The organism is Calothrix sp. PCC 6303 (assembly GCF_000317435.1).
Taxonomy (GTDB): Bacteria; Cyanobacteriota; Cyanobacteriia; order Cyanobacteriales; family Nostocaceae; genus PCC-6303.
This window is the reverse complement of the sequence record NC_019751.1, coordinates 6,602,468-6,621,779: the sequence shown is the minus strand read 5'-3', so window position 1 is coordinate 6,621,779 and position 19,312 is coordinate 6,602,468. Positions and strand designations below refer to the sequence as shown.

General features: G+C 39.7%; 20 protein-coding genes and 1 pseudogene. 7 read left to right on the top strand and 14 right to left on the bottom strand.

Features of this window, described 5'->3' with window-relative positions:
* Positions 1–38: 38 nt before the first annotated feature.
* The 4 genes from CAL6303_RS26920 to CAL6303_RS26905 all read right to left on the bottom strand — a co-directional run bounded on the left by CAL6303_RS26920 (position 39) and on the right by CAL6303_RS26905 (position 2,896).
* Positions 39–251 carry an NAD(P)H-quinone oxidoreductase subunit O gene (locus CAL6303_RS26920; protein ID WP_015201003.1) on the bottom strand — a complete coding sequence of 71 codons (213 nt, stop codon included), beginning with the start codon at positions 249–251 and terminating at the stop codon, positions 39–41.
* 248 nt (positions 252–499) lie between these two features.
* The gene (locus CAL6303_RS26915; protein ID WP_015201002.1) at positions 500–1,339 is read right to left on the bottom strand and encodes a DNA-formamidopyrimidine glycosylase; all 840 of its coding nucleotides are present in this window, start codon (positions 1,337–1,339) and stop codon (positions 500–502) included.
* 237 nt (positions 1,340–1,576) lie between these two features.
* Positions 1,577–1,804 carry a photosystem I reaction center subunit IV gene (locus CAL6303_RS26910; RefSeq protein ID WP_015201001.1) on the bottom strand — a complete coding sequence of 76 codons (228 nt, stop codon included), beginning with the start codon at positions 1,802–1,804 and terminating at the stop codon, positions 1,577–1,579.
* A gap of 507 nt (positions 1,805–2,311) precedes the next feature.
* Positions 2,312–2,896, bottom strand: a complete 585-nt coding sequence (locus tag CAL6303_RS26905) for a PAP/fibrillin family protein (protein WP_015201000.1) — start codon at positions 2,894–2,896, stop codon at positions 2,312–2,314.
* 225 nt (positions 2,897–3,121) lie between these two features.
* Between CAL6303_RS26905 and CAL6303_RS26900 the strand changes: the two genes are divergently transcribed.
* Both CAL6303_RS26900 and mraY read left to right on the top strand, forming a co-directional pair.
* Positions 3,122–3,364 (top strand): DUF3134 domain-containing protein, encoded by a 243-nt coding sequence (locus CAL6303_RS26900; protein ID WP_015200999.1) that lies wholly within the window; start codon positions 3,122–3,124, stop codon positions 3,362–3,364.
* A gap of 81 nt (positions 3,365–3,445) precedes the next feature.
* Entirely contained in the window at positions 3,446–4,546 is a 1,101-nt protein-coding gene (gene mraY, locus CAL6303_RS26895; RefSeq protein WP_015200998.1) for a phospho-N-acetylmuramoyl-pentapeptide-transferase, read from the top strand.
* Between the two features lie 962 nt (positions 4,547–5,508).
* On the opposite strand, the gene CAL6303_RS26890 is transcribed toward mraY, so the two are convergent.
* On the bottom strand, positions 5,509–6,186 hold the full coding sequence (locus CAL6303_RS26890; RefSeq protein WP_015200997.1) for a response regulator transcription factor: 678 nt from the start codon (positions 6,184–6,186) through the stop codon (positions 5,509–5,511).
* A 1,155-nt stretch (positions 6,187–7,341) separates the two neighbouring features.
* On the opposite strand from CAL6303_RS26890, the gene groES reads away from it, so the two are divergent.
* The gene (gene groES, locus CAL6303_RS26880) at positions 7,342–7,653 is read left to right on the top strand and encodes a co-chaperone GroES (RefSeq protein WP_041740016.1); all 312 of its coding nucleotides are present in this window, start codon (positions 7,342–7,344) and stop codon (positions 7,651–7,653) included.
* A 66-nt stretch (positions 7,654–7,719) separates the two neighbouring features.
* Entirely contained in the window at positions 7,720–9,357 is a 1,638-nt protein-coding gene (groL, locus tag CAL6303_RS26875) for a chaperonin GroEL (protein ID WP_015200995.1), read from the top strand.
* A 170-nt stretch (positions 9,358–9,527) separates the two neighbouring features.
* Here groL and CAL6303_RS26870 read toward each other — a convergent pair whose 3' ends face one another.
* Positions 9,528–9,911: a clan AA aspartic protease gene (locus tag CAL6303_RS26870; protein ID WP_015200994.1), complete on the bottom strand. Its 384-nt coding sequence runs from the start codon at positions 9,909–9,911 to the stop codon at positions 9,528–9,530.
* Positions 9,908–10,180, bottom strand: coding sequence for a hypothetical protein (locus CAL6303_RS26865; protein WP_015200993.1), 273 nt, complete (start codon positions 10,178–10,180; stop codon positions 9,908–9,910). Before CAL6303_RS26865 ends, CAL6303_RS26870 begins: the two co-directional genes overlap by 4 nt.
* Before the next feature lie 144 nt (positions 10,181–10,324).
* Between CAL6303_RS26865 and CAL6303_RS26860 the strand changes: the two genes are divergently transcribed.
* Positions 10,325–10,678 (top strand): phenylpyruvate tautomerase MIF-related protein, encoded by a 354-nt coding sequence (locus CAL6303_RS26860; protein ID WP_015200992.1) that lies wholly within the window; start codon positions 10,325–10,327, stop codon positions 10,676–10,678.
* Positions 10,679–10,756: 78 nt separating this feature from the next.
* Positions 10,757–11,878, top strand: coding sequence for a 23S rRNA (adenine(2503)-C(2))-methyltransferase RlmN (gene rlmN, locus CAL6303_RS26855; RefSeq protein WP_041740014.1), 1,122 nt, complete (start codon positions 10,757–10,759; stop codon positions 11,876–11,878).
* A gap of 12 nt (positions 11,879–11,890) precedes the next feature.
* Here the strand turns inward: rlmN and CAL6303_RS31310 are convergent.
* The 7 genes and pseudogenes from CAL6303_RS31310 to CAL6303_RS26825 all read right to left on the bottom strand — a co-directional run.
* Positions 11,891–12,028: pseudogene (locus tag CAL6303_RS31310) on the bottom strand (RNA-guided endonuclease TnpB family protein); the annotation flags it as partial.
* Between the two features lie 36 nt (positions 12,029–12,064).
* Complete coding sequence (locus tag CAL6303_RS26850; protein ID WP_041740962.1) at positions 12,065–12,244, bottom strand: hypothetical protein; 180 nt, start codon at positions 12,242–12,244, stop codon at positions 12,065–12,067.
* Positions 12,245–13,102: 858 nt separating this feature from the next.
* A complete protein-coding gene (locus CAL6303_RS26845) occupies positions 13,103–13,804 on the bottom strand; it encodes a L,D-transpeptidase family protein (RefSeq protein ID WP_015200989.1) in 702 nt (233 codons plus the stop codon).
* Positions 13,805–14,135: 331 nt separating this feature from the next.
* Positions 14,136–15,050, bottom strand: coding sequence for a branched-chain amino acid transaminase (locus CAL6303_RS26840; RefSeq protein ID WP_015200988.1), 915 nt, complete (start codon positions 15,048–15,050; stop codon positions 14,136–14,138).
* Positions 15,051–15,230: 180 nt separating this feature from the next.
* Positions 15,231–15,896 (bottom strand): hypothetical protein, encoded by a 666-nt coding sequence (locus CAL6303_RS26835; protein WP_015200987.1) that lies wholly within the window; start codon positions 15,894–15,896, stop codon positions 15,231–15,233.
* A complete protein-coding gene (locus CAL6303_RS26830) occupies positions 15,896–16,528 on the bottom strand; it encodes a ParA family protein (protein WP_015200986.1) in 633 nt (210 codons plus the stop codon). Before CAL6303_RS26830 ends, CAL6303_RS26835 begins: the two co-directional genes overlap by 1 nt.
* A 190-nt stretch (positions 16,529–16,718) precedes the next feature.
* Entirely contained in the window at positions 16,719–17,522 is an 804-nt protein-coding gene (locus CAL6303_RS26825; RefSeq protein ID WP_015200985.1) for an LEVG family PEP-CTERM protein, read from the bottom strand.
* 893 nt (positions 17,523–18,415) lie between these two features.
* On the opposite strand from CAL6303_RS26825, the gene CAL6303_RS26820 reads away from it, so the two are divergent.
* Positions 18,416–19,288, top strand: coding sequence for a 6-carboxytetrahydropterin synthase (locus tag CAL6303_RS26820; protein WP_015200984.1), 873 nt, complete (start codon positions 18,416–18,418; stop codon positions 19,286–19,288).
* Positions 19,289–19,312: the final 24 nt, after the last annotated feature.

The window sequence follows — 19,312 nt, the reverse complement described above, 5'->3', positions numbered from 1 at the left end:
CATAACTTTGCACCCACGCTCACTTTAATTAAAGATTTCTAAAAAGTTTCTAATTGATCTTGACGCAACCAAATGTTTGGTGTAGGAACTTTTCCGAACTTCACAAAAGCATAATCACCTTTGATATCAAGCACTTCTCCCTGAGTTTCAAATAAATAACCAGGTAAACGGGAATCGCTAGCTTGTGCTTCCACACTATTTTCTAGTTTTTCGCGGACGACACGTACCATTTCACCTTTTTTGACTGCCATGATTTTTCCTGTTGACCTTATATTATGTTCTCTTTCCGGATTTTAGCCTGTGGCAAGTCCCCATTGCTGTGTAATTTTTGCTCATCAAGCCATTAATGAGGGATATTAATCAATGGATTCCAACTCTGAAAAATTATGATGCATATATTTCAATTTTCAGCAAGTTTTTTTTAATCAAAAAAGAATACAGTAGTTAAAATTCAATTGATACTTTCTTCCTATCCAGTCAAAAGGCAATCTAGCGTACATTATTTTTGACATTCCAGACAAAAGTGACTGGAACGTCCACCTAAGCGAATTCGCTGAATCGGACTACCACAAATGCGACATGGTTGACCTGTACGATTATAAACAAGAGCTACCCCGCCATAGTTGCCATTTACACCTTGAACATTGAGGAAATTACTAAAAGTTGTACCACCAGCTTCGATGCTATTGGTAAGCACTTGAACGATAGCAGGGTGGAGTTTTTGGATATGCGATCGCGTTAATTCTGTACACTGTGTTTCTGGGCGAATTCGGCTCATAAATAAGGCTTCATCAGCATAAATGTTTCCCAATCCAGCCACAACCGATTGATCCAATAATGCTGTTTTAATTGGACGACGGCGATTTTTCAGCTTTTCGGCAAGATAATCAACTGTAAATTCTGCCGCAAAAGGATCTACAGCTAGCTTTGCCAAACCTGTGATCACGGTTTCCACAGGTTTATTTGGGGGAACCCACCACATCTGACCAAATGTCCGCTGATCTACAAACCTCAATTCTTGATGATTTTCAAAGAAAATTCGTACCCTTGTATGTTTATGTAGCGGTTCATCCTGATGCATCCATAATAACTGCCCTGTCATCCGTAAATGTACACCCAAAAAAGATTCACTATCAGAGTCAAGTTGAGCAAGGAGATATTTACCGCGACGTTGCCAAGCTGTGAGGTAATGATCTTGAATACCCTCTAAAAACTCTTCTAAAGAGTGGGGATAAGCAACAGTACGAGGCAACAGGACATCTCCACCCACAATTTTTTGCTTCAATGTCAGTTGATTCAAACCTCGTCGCACTGTCTCGACTTCTGGCAATTCAGGCATTTTACTTCAAATAGAAAATATTATAATCCCGCAACAATACAGCGGGCAGGGGGTGGGGTTCTTTATATGCATGTTTAAATTGGATAAAGCCTTTTTATTCCCGACTCCCTAAACAAAATGAATGGGGAAATAAAGGAATGAAAGCTCAAGGGAGTCACACCACCTTATTTCCCCATATATAAATCACTTATCCTAACTCTGGGTTGGGTCAGTTTTTTCCAAATCGAAACACTAATCTTATGCTTTAGCGGTTTCTTTTTTAGCTTTAGCTTTAGGTGCTTCAGTTTCGATTAGCTCTTCTGGAGCAAAGTTGTTGGTGTTAACACCAGCGTAATTAACCTTCTCAAAACGAACAATCACTGAGTATTTGATACCGCTTTGATCTACTGATGCCACTGTACCGACATCTTGATACCAGTATGACTCTGGACGAAGAATGCGAACTTTAGAACCACGTTGAACCATGATTTTTCCCCTTTGCTTATCAATGTTCGATGAATAGGGCTGTTTGTCTTCACTTTACCGCTTGACGGCTGTCTATAGAGGTTTTGTTAAGTTATTTAAAAATCGGTGGTGGGTAAATAGCTTTTCGTGACCGCAAGAGGCAGGGGGAAAAGGATCAGGGAGCGGGGGGAGCAAGCCCTTTCCACCTGCGTGGAGCGGAAAAATTTGGGGCGCTTTGCCTCCCAAATAGTTTCCAAGAAGCTGAGTGGAACATGGGTACAAGCCCCGTCCTTTTAGGACGCTTATACGGAGCGGAGTCTAAGTTCTGTCCTGGTCTTCCCCTCTGCCCCCTGCCCCTTTTCCTTTTTTGACCTCTAGTAAATTCTATAAACTTGGTGTTTGCAAATTTAGTTGTTACCCGATCAAGTAATTATTTGACTGCCATCACCCTTGCAGGGTGTCACCCCCTCCTTGACAAAATTATAGAGATCGATTAGTTTCTATTCGCAAATGTCACATTTCCAAGTATCATATCTTGGTCAAGACAAATACACTGCCCTCGTTACCTCTACCTATGCGGAGATCGTCATCTATATACGTGATGTCAAGCCAGCCTTGTTGATTATTGCTTTTGATAGCAAAATCAAATGCCATAAATTTTTTACCGCTTTCGATTTGTTGAATAAACTCTGTTGGTGTTTTGTAGCCAACTACTCTTGTCAAGGCAATGATGGAACGTTCAAACTTAACCTGAACGCGACGAATGGAAAGCGGTTCAAATTTTGCACTCACGCTAACCAATCCTTCAAGATATGGTAAGCCATAGATTTCGGCAATGTTGTAAACACTGTTGTTATTTACACGGATACACTGATAGATTTGACCCAATTGAAGAAAAGGAAAACGATCGAGGTTTAATAAACCTCGGCTTGTAGTGTATAGTAGTCGCCAGTCACCATTAAGGCGATCCCTTGCCTCTAAAGGGCGTGGTGTTGGATTGAGATCTTCTAAGCTAGCAATAGCAGCAAGGATAGACTGTTTCTGTGTTTCAGTGGCGATTAAGCCTCGGTTCGTGGACGCGATCGCATTTATGAGCGCCGATTTTTCAAACATCGCCTGATACCTCAAATAATCGTAGTATTAAGAAGAAAATAATGCCGTACATCTAAAGCCATACAATGATTCAAGCTTTTCTGCCAAATTTTCCTCCCGACATTAAATAATAGTTTTTTGTCTGGTTCTTCGAGAAAAGAGTTGAATGAATAACTAAAATCTCTTGTATCAAGTGATAGACTCTAATTGTTAAGTTAGTTTATTTTCGCGAGTGTCTTTGTCGATATGTTCAATTCTTCTTTTTTACGGGAAATGCCCCGTACTCAACGGGCATCTGTAATTCCATTAAAACAAGAGTTATCTCTAATCGATTGGTTACGCCAAACTGGTCGGCTCATTAAACGCGACACTCAAGAACAGACTTTTGCTGACACAGGTGAAGAAGAAATTTCAGAGTTTTTGGGTGGTGATGACGGTATTGGCTACGACGACGATGATGATAGCGATCTCGAAGCTGAAGAACCGTAAGTAGCTACTTTTTCCATGGGACTACTCAAAAAAAAGTCCCTATTAGTAAGCTTTGCAAGTGTGGAGTGAAGGAACATTTCTGTGGACGCAAAATTATCTCCTAACCAAGGGTTGAATCTGTCTGGTATTGGTCTAGTTTCTTTATTAGGTGTGGGACTGGGTGCAGCAGCAGTAGTTTTAGATGGAATGGCAAATAGGTTGCCCTGGCAAGGGACATCATTAACTATGCCACTTCTAGTTTGTGCACTGATTTCTGCCGCAGTCGGCTATTGGGTAATTCCCTGGCTACAAGCATTAAAAGCAGGGCAAATCATCCGTGAAGATGGACCCCAAGCACACCTCAAAAAAGCAGGAACCCCAACAATGGGCGGCATATTTTTTATTCCCGTTGCCGCGATTGTTGCCTGTATTTGGTCTAATTTCGCTCAAGATGTACTTGCTGTATCAGCTTTAATGCTAAGTTACGGCTTTGTCGGTTGGCTTGATGATTGGCAAATTCTCCGCCGCAAGTCAAACAAAGGTATTTCACCTCGGATGAAATTGATGTTGCAGATTGGTTTTGCACTTCTATTTTGTTTGTGGCTAATCAATAGTCAACCATCTTCTATTACAAGTATAGCTTTACCATTGGGTTTTTCTCTACCTCTGGGATTGCTATTTTGGCCTCTAGCTGGTTTCGTTTTGGTCGCTGAAAGTAACGCTACAAACTTAACTGATGGTATTGATGGCTTGGCTGGAGGAACTGTTGCGATCGCAATGTTAGCGCTTGGTGCTTTGGTTGCTCCCTCTTCTTTAGGATTAATGGTTTTCTGCGCTGCTGTAAGTGGTAGCTGCCTGGGTTTTTTAGCGCACAATCGCAACCCTGCCCGTGTTTTCATGGGAGATACTGGTTCCTTGGCTTTGGGTGGCGCTTTAGGTGCTGTCGCATTACTGACCAACAGTTTAGCGGCTCTGTTTATTCTCAGCGGTATTTTCTTTGTAGAAACCTTGTCAGTTATGGCGCAGGTAAGCTACTACAAGGCGACTAAGGGTCCTGATGGCAAAGGTAAGCGTTTATTTAAAATGGCACCCCTACATCACCATTTAGAACTGTCTGGATGGTCAGAACTACAAGTAGTTGCAGTCTTTTATATAATCAGCGCGATTTTAGCAGTTAGTGGGTACGCAATCAGTAAGTTCTGATTTGAAACTTTAATTAACAACAATTAATAATTCTTTTTTCGACAAAGCACTCTAACCCCTCCTTCATCGGAGGGGTTTTATTTTGAGGAACCTAAGACTTCTTGCTGTTTGAGCAAAATGGGAGCATCGCAGTTTTTTACTGTCTTTTCAGGCTAAAATCTGTGGCTACCATCCCTGTAGACTGCCGCTCCAAGAGAAGCCGCGACGCGTCTACCGCAGGCTGATAAATATGTTTTTACGAAAAAGGGAAATGTTCCCAAGTTTTAGAGCCTGTTTAGTTCTGTTGTTCTAACAAAGTTGACATGCTCCCTCACCCCTACAATGTGTCGTCTTGTTTTTTCCAATTGGTATTAGCAAGCAGATTGTATGTACAAGTTTTTCGTCAATCTAGTCATGCCTCAACTGGGTAATATTGTTCAAATACAATCATAGATAGGATTTCGGCGGATCTGATTCAGCTTAGATTTTTCCACCTATCATCCCCAAACTCTGTTTTCTCCCCAAAAAAAATATGTTAGTATTATTCGACACACGGTTGTTGTAACACAGATAAACGTTTTAAATTATAAATAGCTGGGTTACTCAAAAGCTTGAAAGCAACCCAGCTATATAGAAACTAACTTCATCCCATCAAGTTAGTTGATTGATAACTTTGACACCATCATAGAGCAAATAAGATGAGTGGCAAGCATAGAGCAAATTAGGAGTTAAGAGTGAAGAGTTGAGAGTAACCAAATCACAACTCTTCAACACTCAATCGAATTCAGTTGTCATGGGTTTTCGCTAAAAATCGAGGAAGCTGAACTCAACTACCCTTCTGTATGGTGTTTAGTAGACTTTTGCCTTCTCTCGTTTTAGCGCCAGGACAATATTGACGCGTCTAAGTCAGGGAACTTGTACAAGGGCTTTACATCTAATCAACAGAATCCTGGGTATCTCTTAACTCCTAAATGTAGAGGACATTAAGCCATTTGATTTTCAATTGCCCAACGTGCCAATTCGGTACGGTTGTGGAGGTTGGTTTTCCCCAACATATTGGAAACGTGGCTTTCTACAGTTCGCTGACTAACATTAAGTTCTTCAGCTATTTCGCGGTTAGCTAAACCCCTAGCTACAAATTGAACAACTTTAAGTTCTGTGGGGGTTAGCTGAACATCAAAGGGTACTTGGATACGAGAACCATTTTCTCCTCCTTTAGCTTGGTGTTCCTTCCAGCGGATTGTTTGTTTGAGGGAAGACTCAACTTGAGCAACTAACTCTTCTGGTTCAAAGGGCTTAACCATGTAGACATCAGCCCCTTTATTGAGTCCTTTGACTCGATCTGCACTTTGTCCTTTTGCGGACAGGAAAAGCACAGGAATCCAGCTAGTACGTTCAGTTTGCCGAACTTGCTCAACAAATGTATATCCGTCCATTTCCGGCATCATCACATCACAGATGATCATATCTGGAATGTCCTGCTCTAGAATTTCTAAAGCTTCGCGTCCATTTTCAGCTGTGGTGACTTCGTATCCTCGGAATTCCAAGTAGTCCTTCACCAGCAATATGAGGTTGGGATCATCATCAATTAATAGGAGTCGTTTATGTTCTTTCATGCTGGGTTCTTTCATAGCAGTGGCACTTATCGCACTTCGGTCCATCAGAGTCTTGAATAGTTATCCTCTATGGTGGATGATTGGGATGTTGCTTCTTCCCACCTAACTCGCCTTTGCATCCTTTTAGAGTCCAAAAGTAGGCGTTACTTTTTTCGGCTATTTGGATTCAAGGCAAAAGCCCAGTAAGGATACGTAGAGCAGTAGTATTTATAATGCGCTATTATATATCGCTTTGAATAATGCGGGTGAAAAAACGCTGATTAAATAATAATTGTTCAATTTCACAAGTACCTATTTACTCAAGGTGTTCCCAGGTAAAACCGACCCGCCTTTATTTTCACGTCCTGCTTTACTATATCCTTTTTCATACTTTTAACCTTTGTCAATTATCATCTAGAAGCTGAGGATTTGTTTGGCAAAGGGCGAGTTGAATAACATTTTCAAAGTACCAGTTGATTGTTAATCAGATGCTCTTGAATTATTCTCTCAATCACTTCTGAAGTTGTTTGGCGGTACTGTACACCATCTGGGTAGATTACCATTATCGACCCATCACCACAAACGCGCAAGCAATTGGATTTACCTCTACAAATGTGACTCACACAACCTGAGTATCGAAGGTAGGCTGATATCTGTTTTAGTTGTGTTTTCAAGTATTTCCAAGATTATTGACTCTCTGATTACGAAGAACTTTTTGAAACATGCTGTTTGAGGAAGATAAAAATATCACGTTGAATTTTTACCCATTCTAAAGTTTCTATACAATTATTCAGGACTTTTTTTGCTGTTAATTTAAGAAAATGGGGTATTTTCAGATGTATCTTCAGCATTGCAATGGTACCCAGATAATAGTTCCCAGCTACTTTTCTATAACAATTTGCGAATATTGCAAATAAGCCATAAGTTACAAAAATATTTATTAACCAAGGATAAATACTCATTTTTTTGTAGTTATATAAGCATTTATACTTATTAACAATTAGGCTGCAAAATGCCTAGAGCCCTTAAGAATAGGGCTATAAAAACAATAAATACTAAAGTAATCTACGTATATTTTGATTTATTTGACTCAGGAAAGTAAAAGGTGAAGGTTTTCCCTTAGTTCGGGAACCCGTACACCTCTATTGATTGCCATTGGGGACTTTATTTCGTTAAATTAGCACTCAGGAGTTGAGAGTGCTAAGAAGGCACAAGTTATATATGGCAGCAGTATCTTTAAGCGTATCTACAGTTAAGCCCTTAGGCGATCGCGTTTTCGTTAAAGTCAGCGCATCAGAAGAAAAAACCGCTGGTGGTTTATATTTACCCGACACCGCAAAGGAAAAACCCCAAGTGGGAGAAGTTGTTTCCGTTGGCGACGGCAAAATCAAAGATGATGGTGGTCGTCAATCGATGGATGTGAAAGTTGGAGACAAAGTTCTCTACTCGAAATATGCGGGAACCGATATCAAATTGGGTACCGACGAATACGTATTACTTTCTGAGAAAGACATTCTTGCAGTAGTCTCATAGTTTTAGTTAACTGACAACTGACATATTTTAAGCAATCACTGAACATCAGCACTGGGTAAGATTATTATGGCAAAGCGGATTATTTACAACGAAAACGCCCGTCGCGCACTGGAACGGGGTATGGATATTTTGGCTGAAGCGGTAGCTGTCACCCTCGGTCCTAAAGGTCGCAACGTAGTATTAGAAAAGAAATTTGGTGCGCCTCAAATCATTAATGATGGTGTCACAATTGCTAAAGAAATTGAATTAGAAGACCACGTAGAAAACACTGGCGTTGCTTTGATTCGTCAAGCAGCTTCCAAAACTAACGATGCTGCGGGTGATGGTACGACTACAGCAACAGTTTTGGCACACGCGATGGTGAAAGAAGGTTTACGCAACGTTGCCGCTGGTGCCAATGCGATTTTGTTGAAGCGCGGAATTGACAAAGCAGCTAATTATTTAGTTGGGCAAATCAAATCCAAAGCTCGTCCCGTTGAAGACTCGAAAGCGATCGCACAAGTAGGAGCAATCTCTGCTGGTAACGACGAAGAAGTGGGTGACATGATTGCCCAGGCGATGGATAAGGTGGGTAAAGAAGGTGTGATTTCCTTGGAAGAAGGAAAATCCATGACCACCGAATTAGAAATCACCGAAGGTATGCGTTTTGACAAGGGTTATATCTCCCCCTACTTCGCTACCGATGCAGAACGGATGGAAACAGTATTTGATGAGCCTTTCTTGTTATTGACTGACAAGAAAATAGCTTTAGTTCAAGACTTGGTACCTGTTCTTGAGCAAGTTGCTCGCTCTGGTCGTCCCTTGGTAATTCTTGCGGAAGATATTGAGAAAGAAGCTTTGGCAACTTTGGTTGTCAACCGCTTACGTGGAGTTCTCAACGTTGCTGCTGTTAAAGCCCCTGGTTTTGGCGATCGCCGCAAAGCAATGTTAGAAGATATTGCTGTTTTAACTGGTGGTCAATTAATCACCGAAGATGCAGGCTTGAAACTTGATGCCACCAAGCTAGATATGCTGGGTAAGGCTCGCCGCATCACCATCACCAAAGATAGCACCACTATTGTTGCTGAAGGCAACGATCAAGCTGTGAAAGCTCGCTGCGAACAAATTCGCCGTCAAATGGAAGAAACCGAATCTTCCTATGACAAAGAGAAGCTTCAAGAACGCCTTGCTAAATTATCTGGTGGTGTAGCAGTTGTAAAAGTTGGTGCTGCTACCGAAACTGAAATGAAAGATAAGAAATTGCGCTTAGAAGACGCAATCAACGCTACTAAGGCAGCGGTTGAAGAAGGTATTGTTCCTGGTGGTGGTACCACTTTGGCACACCTTTCCCCTGCTTTGGAAGATTGGGCACAAAGCAACCTCAAAGATGAAGAGCTAATTGGAGCCTTGATTGTTGCTCGTGCTTTGGCTGCTCCATTAAAGAGAATTGCTGAAAATGCTGGACAAAACGGTGCAGTAATTGCTGAACGTGTGAAGGAAAGAGAATTCAACGTTGGCTTTAATGCTGCTACCAACGAGTTCGTTGACATGTTTGAAGCTGGTATCGTAGATCCAGCAAAAGTAACCCGTTCAGCTTTGCAAAACGCGGCTTCCATCGCGGGTATGGTGTTGACAACTGAGTGCATCATTGTTGACAAACCTGAACCTAAAGATGCTGCTCCTGCTGGTGGTGGCGGCGGTATGGGTGGAGATTTCGATTACTAAGATTATTTTTTAATCTTCAAAAAGCCTTCTCAAAGCAGAGAGGGCTTTTTTTTGTCAACTTTATAATTCAAATTTGGGAATAATTTCTGTTTCCTGTTTTGCTGTTGTAAGTTTCTTGATTTTCCCGGTCAATATTGTTGGGTTGCGATTATATTGCGGTGCTAAAGATACTAAGATGACATAGAAAATGGTATTTTTTCTAACGAGACTAAACCATTGTCCTCAAAATCTATCTCTAGATGATATCCTTGCATCATTGCAGTTCCCAGTAAAGGCTGATTAGCAGAGGCTAAAATCGGGATTATTTTTTCTATATTGTCCCAAACAATCGTTGCTAAATGTATGGAGAATAAAACTTGGCTGCCGTCAGCTAATGTTCCAGGTGTATTAGCACGCGAAGGAAGATTCATTGCATTAACTGCTTGTGGTGGTAAGGTAAGATAGCCATTGAATCCGGTATCGATGACAAAATCCAATGAAAAATCTGGTTGCTCAGGTAAACGAAAAATTACTGGAACTGTTGCCTTACCACCTATCAATCGTCCGTAAATCATTCAACTGTACGCTCCATAGTCCCACCAAAGCTAAATGCGGCATTATAACCTATTCGCATCATAAATAATCTAGCGTTTGGATTCTTTTGCTTTAGCGCTAGCATTGGTTCCACACCAATTTCATCAATTCCATACTCGCCAGTCTCAGCATCAATGACAATCATTTTGCCAATATTCTCGCCATGCTCTACTTGTTGGCGAATTCCATTTTCATAAAATTGATTAGCTCTTTGGGCAACTTCTTCTACAGTCCAGAAAATAGCCTGCATAATCACACCTGCCTTTTGCTTTTGAATTATTATAGCTAAATAGGAGTCGGAATGACGTAACTACATAGTCCTTGCGTAAGTCCTGTTTTTGATTAAAATTAAACTGAAAGTTAGATTTTCCAACCCAATATAATAAATAAAATTATGCCTTTAATTAAAATTCAGACTTCACTTACCGCCCCAGCCAAATCTGATGTCGAGGTGATCCTGAAAAGTCTTTCGGCGAAGTTAGCCAAGCATACAGGAAAACCAGAGTCTTATGTGATGACGGCGTTTGAATCTGAGGTGCCGATGACTTTTGCTGGTACTACTGAACCGACTTGCTATGTGGAGATTAAAAGTGTTGGTAGCATGAAATCGGAACAAACCCAAGCAATGAGTCAGGATTTTTGTCAGGAAATTAATCAGGTTTTGGGTGTTCCGAAAAATCGCATTTATATCGAGTTTGCTGATGCGAAAGGTTATATGTGGGGTTGGAATGGTGCTACTTTTGGTTAATTTTTGCAGATGAGAAAGACAAGCAAGGATGGTATAACATATAGATTCAGTTAGATTCTGTGGCATACATTAAGTTCCATGTCTGTAAATTCCCCTTCGACTATGAGTGATTCATCAGCAGCAGTTCCCCACGTCTCGGAAATTGCCATTCCCCCCTTATTGGGTGCGTCAGTGGCTGAGTTGGGTGTGTGGGTTCAGCAGCAGGGACAACCTGCTTATCGAGGGAAACAAATACACGACTGGATTTATAATCAGGGTGCGCGATCGCTTAGTGAAATTTCTGTACTTCCCAAGCAGTGGCGATCGCAAATAGCTGAAGTTCCAGTAGGTCGTTCTACCGAACATTTCCGGTCTCAAGCGCGTGATGGTACGGTGAAATATCTCCTCAAGTTGGCAGATGGTGAAATTGTGGAAACCGTGGGAATTCCCAATTTCAAATGGGGAAAAAATGTCCCTACTGGTGATGCTAGTAATTTGGATAGGCTAACTGTCTGTGTTTCGACTCAGGTTGGTTGTCCAATGGCTTGTGATTTTTGTGCCACTGGTAAAGGTGGATTTAAGCGAAATCTAACTAGGGCAGAAATTGTTGACCAAGTTTTGACAGTGCAGGAAGATTTTAAGGAACGAGTCAGCAATATTGTATTTATGGGGATGGGGGAACCGCTACTCAATGTTAATCATGTTTTGGGAGCGATTCATTGCCTAAATAAAGATGTGGGTATTGGTCAGCGTAACCTAACTGTGTCTACTGTGGGGATACGCGATCGCATTCGTCAATTTGCCCAACATCATCTCCAAGTAACTCTAGCTGTTAGTCTTCACGCACCTAATCAACGACTACGACAACAACTTATACCCAGCGCTAATTCCTACCCCATCGGCGATTTAATGGCTGAATGCCGTGAGTATGTAGAAATTACTGGCAGAAGAATCACTTTTGAATACGTTCTTTTAGCTGGTGTGAATGATTTACCCGAACATGCAGCAGAATTAGCTAGGTTGCTGCGGGGTTTCCAAAATCATGTCAACCTCATACCCTACAATCCCATCAACGAAGTTGACTATCAGCGCCCCGAAAGCGATCGCATAAATGCTTTTGTCCAGATTCTGCAACAACAACACATCACAGTTAGTGTTCGTTATTCCCGTGGTTTAGAAGCTGACGCAGCTTGTGGACAACTTCGAGTCAACAAATCGTGACATCTCCTGCACTTACTGCGAAGTAGAAGTATAGGCTTCCAATACAATCCGGCTATTGCTTAGGAGACTCTTGGCTTTAAGAACGGAATGCCCTAGCGCTCTATTTTTTATATTTGTCGCTGCATTATTATCTCGGTCAATACTACATCCACTTTCAAGTCAAGACTCCTCACTTAACAAACTTAGTTATTTACGAGGATTAATTCCTGGTGCATAAGCTTCTATAACTTTACCTGTACGGGTACAACTAACCATCAGATAGTCACAGGAAGGACATTGTGTGCGAGTTATTTGACTTTGGGAAATGTAATGTCTTTCGCCCTCACTGCCGCAGTTTGGGCAGCGAATTTTTTGCACAACTGGTATTTCAATATCTCTTAGTGTTACTTTTTCCAGTTTGGGAGAGCTACAAATGGCATCCATGTCTTTAATGTCCTGACTAAACTCAATTACAAATTTTAAACAATAACTTCAATACACAGCTTGAAAGAATTATTACCGACTTTTCTATTATCCTCTTATGAACTATGTTTAGCATATAACTTCAGGTATATTAACCGTTGTTTTACATAGCCAATATTTTGAAGTTATCTGATCCCTTATATGAATACATTGAGAACGGTATCTTTATAGTTAGGTTAGGGTGTATTTTATTAAATTGGACTTTCAGTGTAATTATAGATTTATAGCTTTTCTGTAACAAGCAATACTTTTTATTTGAAGTAATGATTCTCAGCCATAATCACTTCTGCTGTAGATATTGATAATTATAGTAAAATCGAGAAAAGTTAAGATTTTCTATACTTTTGAGTCTCTTTTCGTAAACAGGAAAGTATTTAAGGAGGCAAGAGGAAGAAGGCAGGAGGCAGGAGGAATCCCCACCCTTAAAAAGCCGGTGATTTAACAAGGTTACTAGGCATTTATTTTTCTTCATAAATAAATTCAGTAGCTCTAAACTCTATGGCAGACCACAGAGGACTTACATTTGTATCAAAGATAGTAATATCCCTTCAGCTAGGCTATTGGAATCAAATTAGGATAAACAACTTTGATTATTTGTTTAGTAAGTGACAACAAAACTTAACTAAAAATAATGACTCTTAACTAAGGCAGTATTCTGTAGGTTTTATATTATGTATTTGGTGCGGTAAAGTACGGCTGTTTTTTTTAATAATTTATTTTTTGCTAATACCTTATCCTAATGCAACAGGATTATGCAGGACTTCAAGGAACGATTTCAATGAGACTTCCAATTTTCAGAAATTGATAAATTTCATTAACATCGTCATTCTTCAGGGAAACACACCCCAAAGTCCAGTTTGAACGCTGCTCAATTAAATTATCCTGCCCAGCTGGTACACCATGAATACCTATCTCACCACCAATCGGAAGGAACCAATTTATCTTACCTGCCAACTTAGCCTGAAAATTTTCACGCCACGATTGCGAAGTTGGGTAATCTAACCATATAAATTTTGACCAGTCTGGATGATTGTAGAGATTACGAACATGAAAAACTCCTTCAGGCGTTTTCTTATCTCCTTCGTAAAACTTATCACCTCTGGCATTAGCACCAAAAACTACTGGATAAGATTTAATAGGTTGAAGATTATAAAATACTGTTAACCTATGTTTCGATTTTTCAACAAGTATTGAAACCTTATCCAGCACTACATTACTTCCCAAAATTTCCTGCAATGGTTGCTTATATTTTAGAAGTTGATCACCCTGTATCAGCGGATGAATAGACTTCTCAGGTTTGCAAGGGGATAAACAAACTATAGATGGCAATTCTGACAAAGGCATCAACAGCCCAAATCTATTGAGTAAAAAATAAAATGTGCTTCCAAAGATAGAGAGAAAAATCAAGATGAACAAACGTTTTCTGGTTTTAATTGTGTTCTTAACAAGAATTTTGTATCCCATATTTTCTTATTATTTGCAGCGAAGGATAATTAATTCATAAAACTGGCTATAGCGTTTTCCAAGCAAATTAAGTACACCCTCCACGCTAGCCTAGGATGTACACACAAGTCTATAATCCCACGCTCACCAACGGTTGAAACTGTCGTCTAATACCTAAAGTCATCTACAAGATGACTGAATATTTTTGATTTTTAGTCCATTTCAATGGGCTTTTGCTGTGAGACTGGGATTTTCAACAACAGGCGGAGTGAAGGATTTACCGACTTGTGTGTATACCGTAGATTTAAGTGCAAACGGAAGCTACATCAACACAATTCAGGGAGTATTGAATTTAATCTAAGGGTACTGAAAACACCCAATCTTGATACTTCAAATCTCGGTTTTCTGTAACCGCTGTGAATTTCTCACGCAGTTTATTTGTAATTGGGCGATTTGTAGGTAACTCAAAATTTTCAATTCTGTTTACAGGGGTGACTTTTGCGGCTGTCCCACATAGAAAGACCTCATCAGATATAATTAGTTCTGATTTATCAATTGGTCTTTCTGTCACCTTAATTCCCAAATTCCTTGCAATGGTAATCACACTATCACGGGTGATTCCTTCTAAAATATCTTGATCGAATCCAGGTGTGAACATTTCCCCATTCCGCACGATAAAAATGTTCATCCCAGAAGCTTCGCTAACCTTACCTTGGGAATTCATCATTATCGCTTCATCAAAACCAGATTCCACAGCTTCTGTCTTTGCTAATGATGATGTAATGTAACCACCACTAATTTTGCCTCGCAATGGGAAGCTAACATCCGATTGTCGATACCAAGAACTAAATCGACAACTTACACCCTCTGGAGATGAATATTCTCCTAATTCAATTCCGTAGACGAAGAAGTCTTTTTCAATATTATGTAACCTGGGGGCAATTCCTAAATCTGCTGTATAAACGAAGGGACGAATATAAAAGGAATTTGTGGGCTGGTTTTTACGAATAAAATCAATAATAGTCGCTTGGATTTTTTCTGCCGAACAATCATAGTGAAGGAATTTGGCACTGGTGCTTAATCTTTGACAGTGACGGTCTAGTCTAAATAATAGTATCTGCCTTGGATCTTGGGGATTAGGTATCCCACGCAACCCACCCAAAGCACCAGTTCCGTAATGTAGAGCGTGAGTTGCTATTGATATTTTCGCTTCGGCAAAAGGTATAAATTTATTTTCAAAGTAAGCAATTGGCAAGAAATTATACATGAGAAACGCTACAGCCTAATGTTTAATATCGATTTTATAGATTTTTACAGGATTGGTGCCAATTATTCTACTTTAATTATTAAATTTTGCATACCTAGAAGCCAATCATAGTTACTATTATGTGTTCGTTTTAGTTATTCTACTACACACAATAGCCATAATGATCTGCTGAGTTTGTTACTAATCAAGTAACCACATTTGCATAGAATCATCCGGTTCTTCTGGTGGAGCAAAATTAGGTAATTTATCTACTGAATGATGTGATTTTCTATATGCAAGTGATTTACTAATTTCTTGTTGATTGTGTTTTTGGATTTGTGATGGTGTTGGTTTTTCCTGTTTGGCTTTTTCGGCTTCGACTTTTTCAGACTCTAATTTGAGCCTTTCGTTTTCTAAAGCGGCTTTTTCCTGTGTGAAAAGGTCAATTTCCTCAATCAGTTTGGAATTGGCATCAGCTAGATGTACTGCTGCTTTTTTCGCCTCGCTTAGTTCCTTTTTGAATTTATCAGCGGCTTGTTTCTGTTGTAAAAGCTTGGATTCTAAATCAGTAATTTGTTCGCGTAAATCAGTTTCTACTTTCTCTGATTTTTCTAATGAGCTTTGAAGTTTTTTGATTTGTGCTTCTAACTCTTTATTTACAGTTTTTTCGACTGCTGCGACTTCGGCTTTTGGAGATTTTACCTCTTTTTCAACTTCTGCTTTGACTTCTGCTTTGACTTCTGCATTGACTTCTACTTCGCTTGCTGTTACTGGAGTTGCAGTAACTTCAATGACATTTTCGTCACTTGGTATGGTCACTTTTTGGGCTTCTTCTGGGATTAAATCAGTTAGACGACGTTTAGCCATTATTCTCTCCAATCTTGTTGTATTTCTTCTACTACGCGGCGATAGTCAGACTCTGCTTCATGTTGGTTTTTCCCTCGCCACTGGGTAATTGCTACGCCCTCAAGGGCTGCTCTTTCATGAGCTTTATAAATTCGGATAAAGGTATCGCATACAGGAATTCCCAAGTGTCTGATCATATTTTTTGCTTCTAGCACTTCATTTAGACTCCTTGTATCAACCTTTGTTAGCAGCACTCGATATAGTATTCCCACTGGGATAACTGCAGTTTTAACTGTTTCAAATAATACAGTTAAATCCATCGGTGCTGGAGGTGTAGGGAGGACTAGATAATTTGCGATCGCTACAACAGATTTTAAGGCTTCGGAATGCAACGCTGGAGGAGTGTCAACTATAACTAAATCGTAACCTTTTATTTGGCGTAAGCCACCCAAAAGTTGGGGATTTGTTTCTTGAGACAAGTCAAACCCCATACCGTTTTGGTTGCGTCCAAACCACCAACTAGCAGAACCTTGAATATCGGCATCTACCAAAAGTACTTTTTTTGTTTCTGCAAAAGTAGCCGCTAGATTAATTGCGGTGGTTGTTTTACCGACTCCCCCTTTACCATTTAGAACTGCAATGATTTTAGGCACTATCAACACAAGACTCTAACTGTAATGAATATACCGCTTTATGGCACCTTGATGTACGAGAAGCATAATTCCCATTGGGTACAGGTTTGATTGCAAGCAGCAAAATCCGGTTCCTAAATTTATTAGAAACCGGATTCAAATGTATTTGCTATTGTTGTGTGAGTACTTTACTAACTACTCACACCTGAGATTAAGCTAGTTTCGATGCTTTTTTACGTTGACTTACACCAAACATCCCGGCTAAAGCTAAAAGACCTAAACTCACGGTTGTGCTAGATTCAGGAACTGCTTGCAGACCTGCTAATCTTGCGCCATCTCCAGTTTCAAACCCTGAGTCATAGCCAGTGTAGCCTATCTGCATGGTTAAAGACTTAACATTTTTGAGTGTGACTTTTTCTGAACCATTGTTTCCTGTATTTTGGAAGAACTGGGATATTGATTTCCCGTTAATTGCTGTAATACCGCTCTTCATGGCAGATTCAACATCAAATACATTAAAGACTAGCTTGTCAATAGCTTGATTGAAATCAAATCGGAAAAGACCAACTTCTAACTGACCATTTTCCCGAGTCCTGTTAGATGCATCATAAGCAACAGGACGCAACCAAAGCTCATCCTTATTCGTGTTGGTTCCAAGATCTTGAGTTTTAAATTCAATCCCACGCGTATTATTATTCCCAACAAGCCAACTATTAGCAGTTACACTTTTGTCAACAAATAAACGGCTGGCTCTATATGTTGTTAATTTATTAGCATCTTTATCAGCTTGGGTTGCATAGGACTTGTAAGCTAAACTAGTGACGCTATAACCAAATTCTTGTTGAGTATCGATACAATCACTAGAACTAACAACACATGCCATGTTTGTCAGTTTAATTTCACCCTCGCGGTTAGGTATAAGAGATCCTGCGTTAGCTGCTGGCATAGCTGAAACAAAACCAATTCCAACTGTAGCTGTAACGATTGCTTTTGCTGCTAATGTAGATTTTTTCATGATCCTTCTCACAGATATATTTTGGTAATTAAAGTTTGGATTTAAACTCGGATTTCCGTCTCGTTCAACCTAAGTTAGTCGATTAATTTAATAATTGTATAGAGGTAAAAAAATAATTGATTTAATCTTGATTTTGAGACTAAAAAACGATTTTTCTGCGAGTAAACCGCAATTTTTCAGTATATCTATCTATGAAAAAAGCAGGATATTATCTAAGTAATTGAACTTAATTAGACATAAAGTTCTGAATTTTTGGTTGGTGCAACACCTATTAAATCGATACTGAATATATCTAAATTTTCTCTAAAGGTAGATAAATCAAGTAGTTTCGGCTTCCGGACATTTTTAGAAATATTGCAAAGAATTTACCGAAAGTGATGCTACCGTATACACAAGTTCTAAATTCTTTACCCAATAAGTTTGTGCTAGGTAAAATGAAATCAGGCTTTGCTATACTTCAAGCGATTAGCCTTTAGCTATTAGCTATTAAATCTAACCCAAAGGCGCTATAGCGATTTAGGAAGTCCAGTTTCTAGCCGCTTTTTGTATAAATTGAGTTATAGAGCGCCTAATGCAGCTTTTAGCATCTGACAAAACTATTTTCTGACATCAAATCAGCAACGCCGAAAATCAAGTTGTGAACTTTGGATGAAGTTGAGCTAGGGAAGTTGTTTAATATTGATGTGTCAGCCTTAAACCTAAATAGCAAACGATTTAGGTCGCGCAAGCTTCGCATACTGACTATAAACCAGGGTATAACGATGATTGTGAATGGATTAAATCAGATAAAATTAGGGATAGTGGGAAAAACTCGTCGCAACAGATACCCAAATTGTTCTATCCTGGTATTAGCAAAATATTAAGAAAGTTTACATTTTGCTGCCAGGATACCCATGCAATGCATTGTTAATCGCCGCGCTCAATTTTCTGCAAGTCACTACTACTACTTACCGGAATTGAGCGAAGCCGAAAATCTTCAGAAATTTGGTGCATGTTCCAAGTTTCCCGGACACGGACACAACTATGTTTTATTTATTTCCCTATTGGGGGAGGTGGATGAATATGGGATGGTGTTGAACTTGTCTGATGTCAAACATGTAATTAAGAAGGAAGTTACTAGTCAGTTAGATTATTCTTTTCTGAATAATACTTGGTCGGAGTTTAAAGAGACTTTGCCAACGACTGAAAATATCGCACGGGTAATTTGGCAAAAGTTGAGTCCGCATTTACCTGTAGTGCGCGTGCAATTATTTGAACATCCAGAACTTTGGGCTGATTATATGGGAAATGGTATGGAAAGCTACTTGACTGTTAGTACTCATTTTAGTGCTGCACACCGTTTGGCACATCCGCGTTTGAGTGATGAGGAAAATGCCAATATCTATGGCAAATGTGCGCGTCCACATGGTCACGGACACAACTATCATTTAGAGGTGACTGTTAAAGGTCAAATCGATCAGCGGACTGGGATGTTAGTGGATTTAGGGGCTTTGAACGAAGCAATTGAGGAGTTTGTGATTAAACCTTTCGATCATAGCTTCCTGAATAAGGATATTGCTTTCTTTGCTGAGGTTGTCCCCACAGCAGAAAACATCGCTTTGTACATTAGTAATGTTATGCGATCGCCTGTTCAAAATATTGGCGCAACACTGTACAAAATTAAGTTGATTGAAAGTCCAAATAATTCTTGTGAAATTTACTGCACTGATTCAGAAGTGAATAACGTGGGGAATACAGCTAATCAACCTATTTTGGCTACAGTTTAAGGTTAAATTTGACCTCTCTCTAAA

What these genes read in the sequence shown, in the direction of transcription:
- CAL6303_RS26820 (WP_015200984.1), top strand. Translation starts at nt 18,416, where the DNA reads ATGCAATGCATTGTTAATCGCCGCGCTCAATTTTCTGCAAGTCACTAC.
- CAL6303_RS26920 (WP_015201003.1), bottom strand. Translation starts at nt 251, where the DNA reads ATGGCAGTCAAAAAAGGTGAAATGGTACGTGTCGTCCGCGAAAAACTA.
- CAL6303_RS26890 (WP_015200997.1), bottom strand. Translation starts at nt 6,186, where the DNA reads ATGGACCGAAGTGCGATAAGTGCCACTGCTATGAAAGAACCCAGCATG.
- CAL6303_RS26840 (WP_015200988.1), bottom strand. Translation starts at nt 15,050, where the DNA reads ATGTATAATTTCTTGCCAATTGCTTACTTTGAAAATAAATTTATACCT.
- CAL6303_RS26870 (WP_015200994.1), bottom strand. Translation starts at nt 9,911, where the DNA reads ATGATTTACGGACGATTGATAGGTGGTAAGGCAACAGTTCCAGTAATT.
- CAL6303_RS26915 (WP_015201002.1), bottom strand. Translation starts at nt 1,339, where the DNA reads ATGCCTGAATTGCCAGAAGTCGAGACAGTGCGACGAGGTTTGAATCAA.
- groES (WP_041740016.1), top strand. Translation starts at nt 7,342, where the DNA reads ATGGCAGCAGTATCTTTAAGCGTATCTACAGTTAAGCCCTTAGGCGAT.
- CAL6303_RS26835 (WP_015200987.1), bottom strand. Translation starts at nt 15,896, where the DNA reads ATGGCTAAACGTCGTCTAACTGATTTAATCCCAGAAGAAGCCCAAAAA.
- CAL6303_RS26900 (WP_015200999.1), top strand. Translation starts at nt 3,122, where the DNA reads ATGTTCAATTCTTCTTTTTTACGGGAAATGCCCCGTACTCAACGGGCA.
- CAL6303_RS26825 (WP_015200985.1), bottom strand. Translation starts at nt 17,522, where the DNA reads ATGAAAAAATCTACATTAGCAGCAAAAGCAATCGTTACAGCTACAGTT.
- groL (WP_015200995.1), top strand. Translation starts at nt 7,720, where the DNA reads ATGGCAAAGCGGATTATTTACAACGAAAACGCCCGTCGCGCACTGGAA.
- CAL6303_RS26865 (WP_015200993.1), bottom strand. Translation starts at nt 10,180, where the DNA reads ATGCAGGCTATTTTCTGGACTGTAGAAGAAGTTGCCCAAAGAGCTAAT.
- CAL6303_RS26905 (WP_015201000.1), bottom strand. Translation starts at nt 2,896, where the DNA reads ATGTTTGAAAAATCGGCGCTCATAAATGCGATCGCGTCCACGAACCGA.
- CAL6303_RS26910 (WP_015201001.1), bottom strand. Translation starts at nt 1,804, where the DNA reads ATGGTTCAACGTGGTTCTAAAGTTCGCATTCTTCGTCCAGAGTCATAC.
- rlmN (WP_041740014.1), top strand. Translation starts at nt 10,757, where the DNA reads ATGTCTGTAAATTCCCCTTCGACTATGAGTGATTCATCAGCAGCAGTT.
- CAL6303_RS26845 (WP_015200989.1), bottom strand. Translation starts at nt 13,804, where the DNA reads ATGGGATACAAAATTCTTGTTAAGAACACAATTAAAACCAGAAAACGT.
- CAL6303_RS26860 (WP_015200992.1), top strand. Translation starts at nt 10,325, where the DNA reads ATGCCTTTAATTAAAATTCAGACTTCACTTACCGCCCCAGCCAAATCT.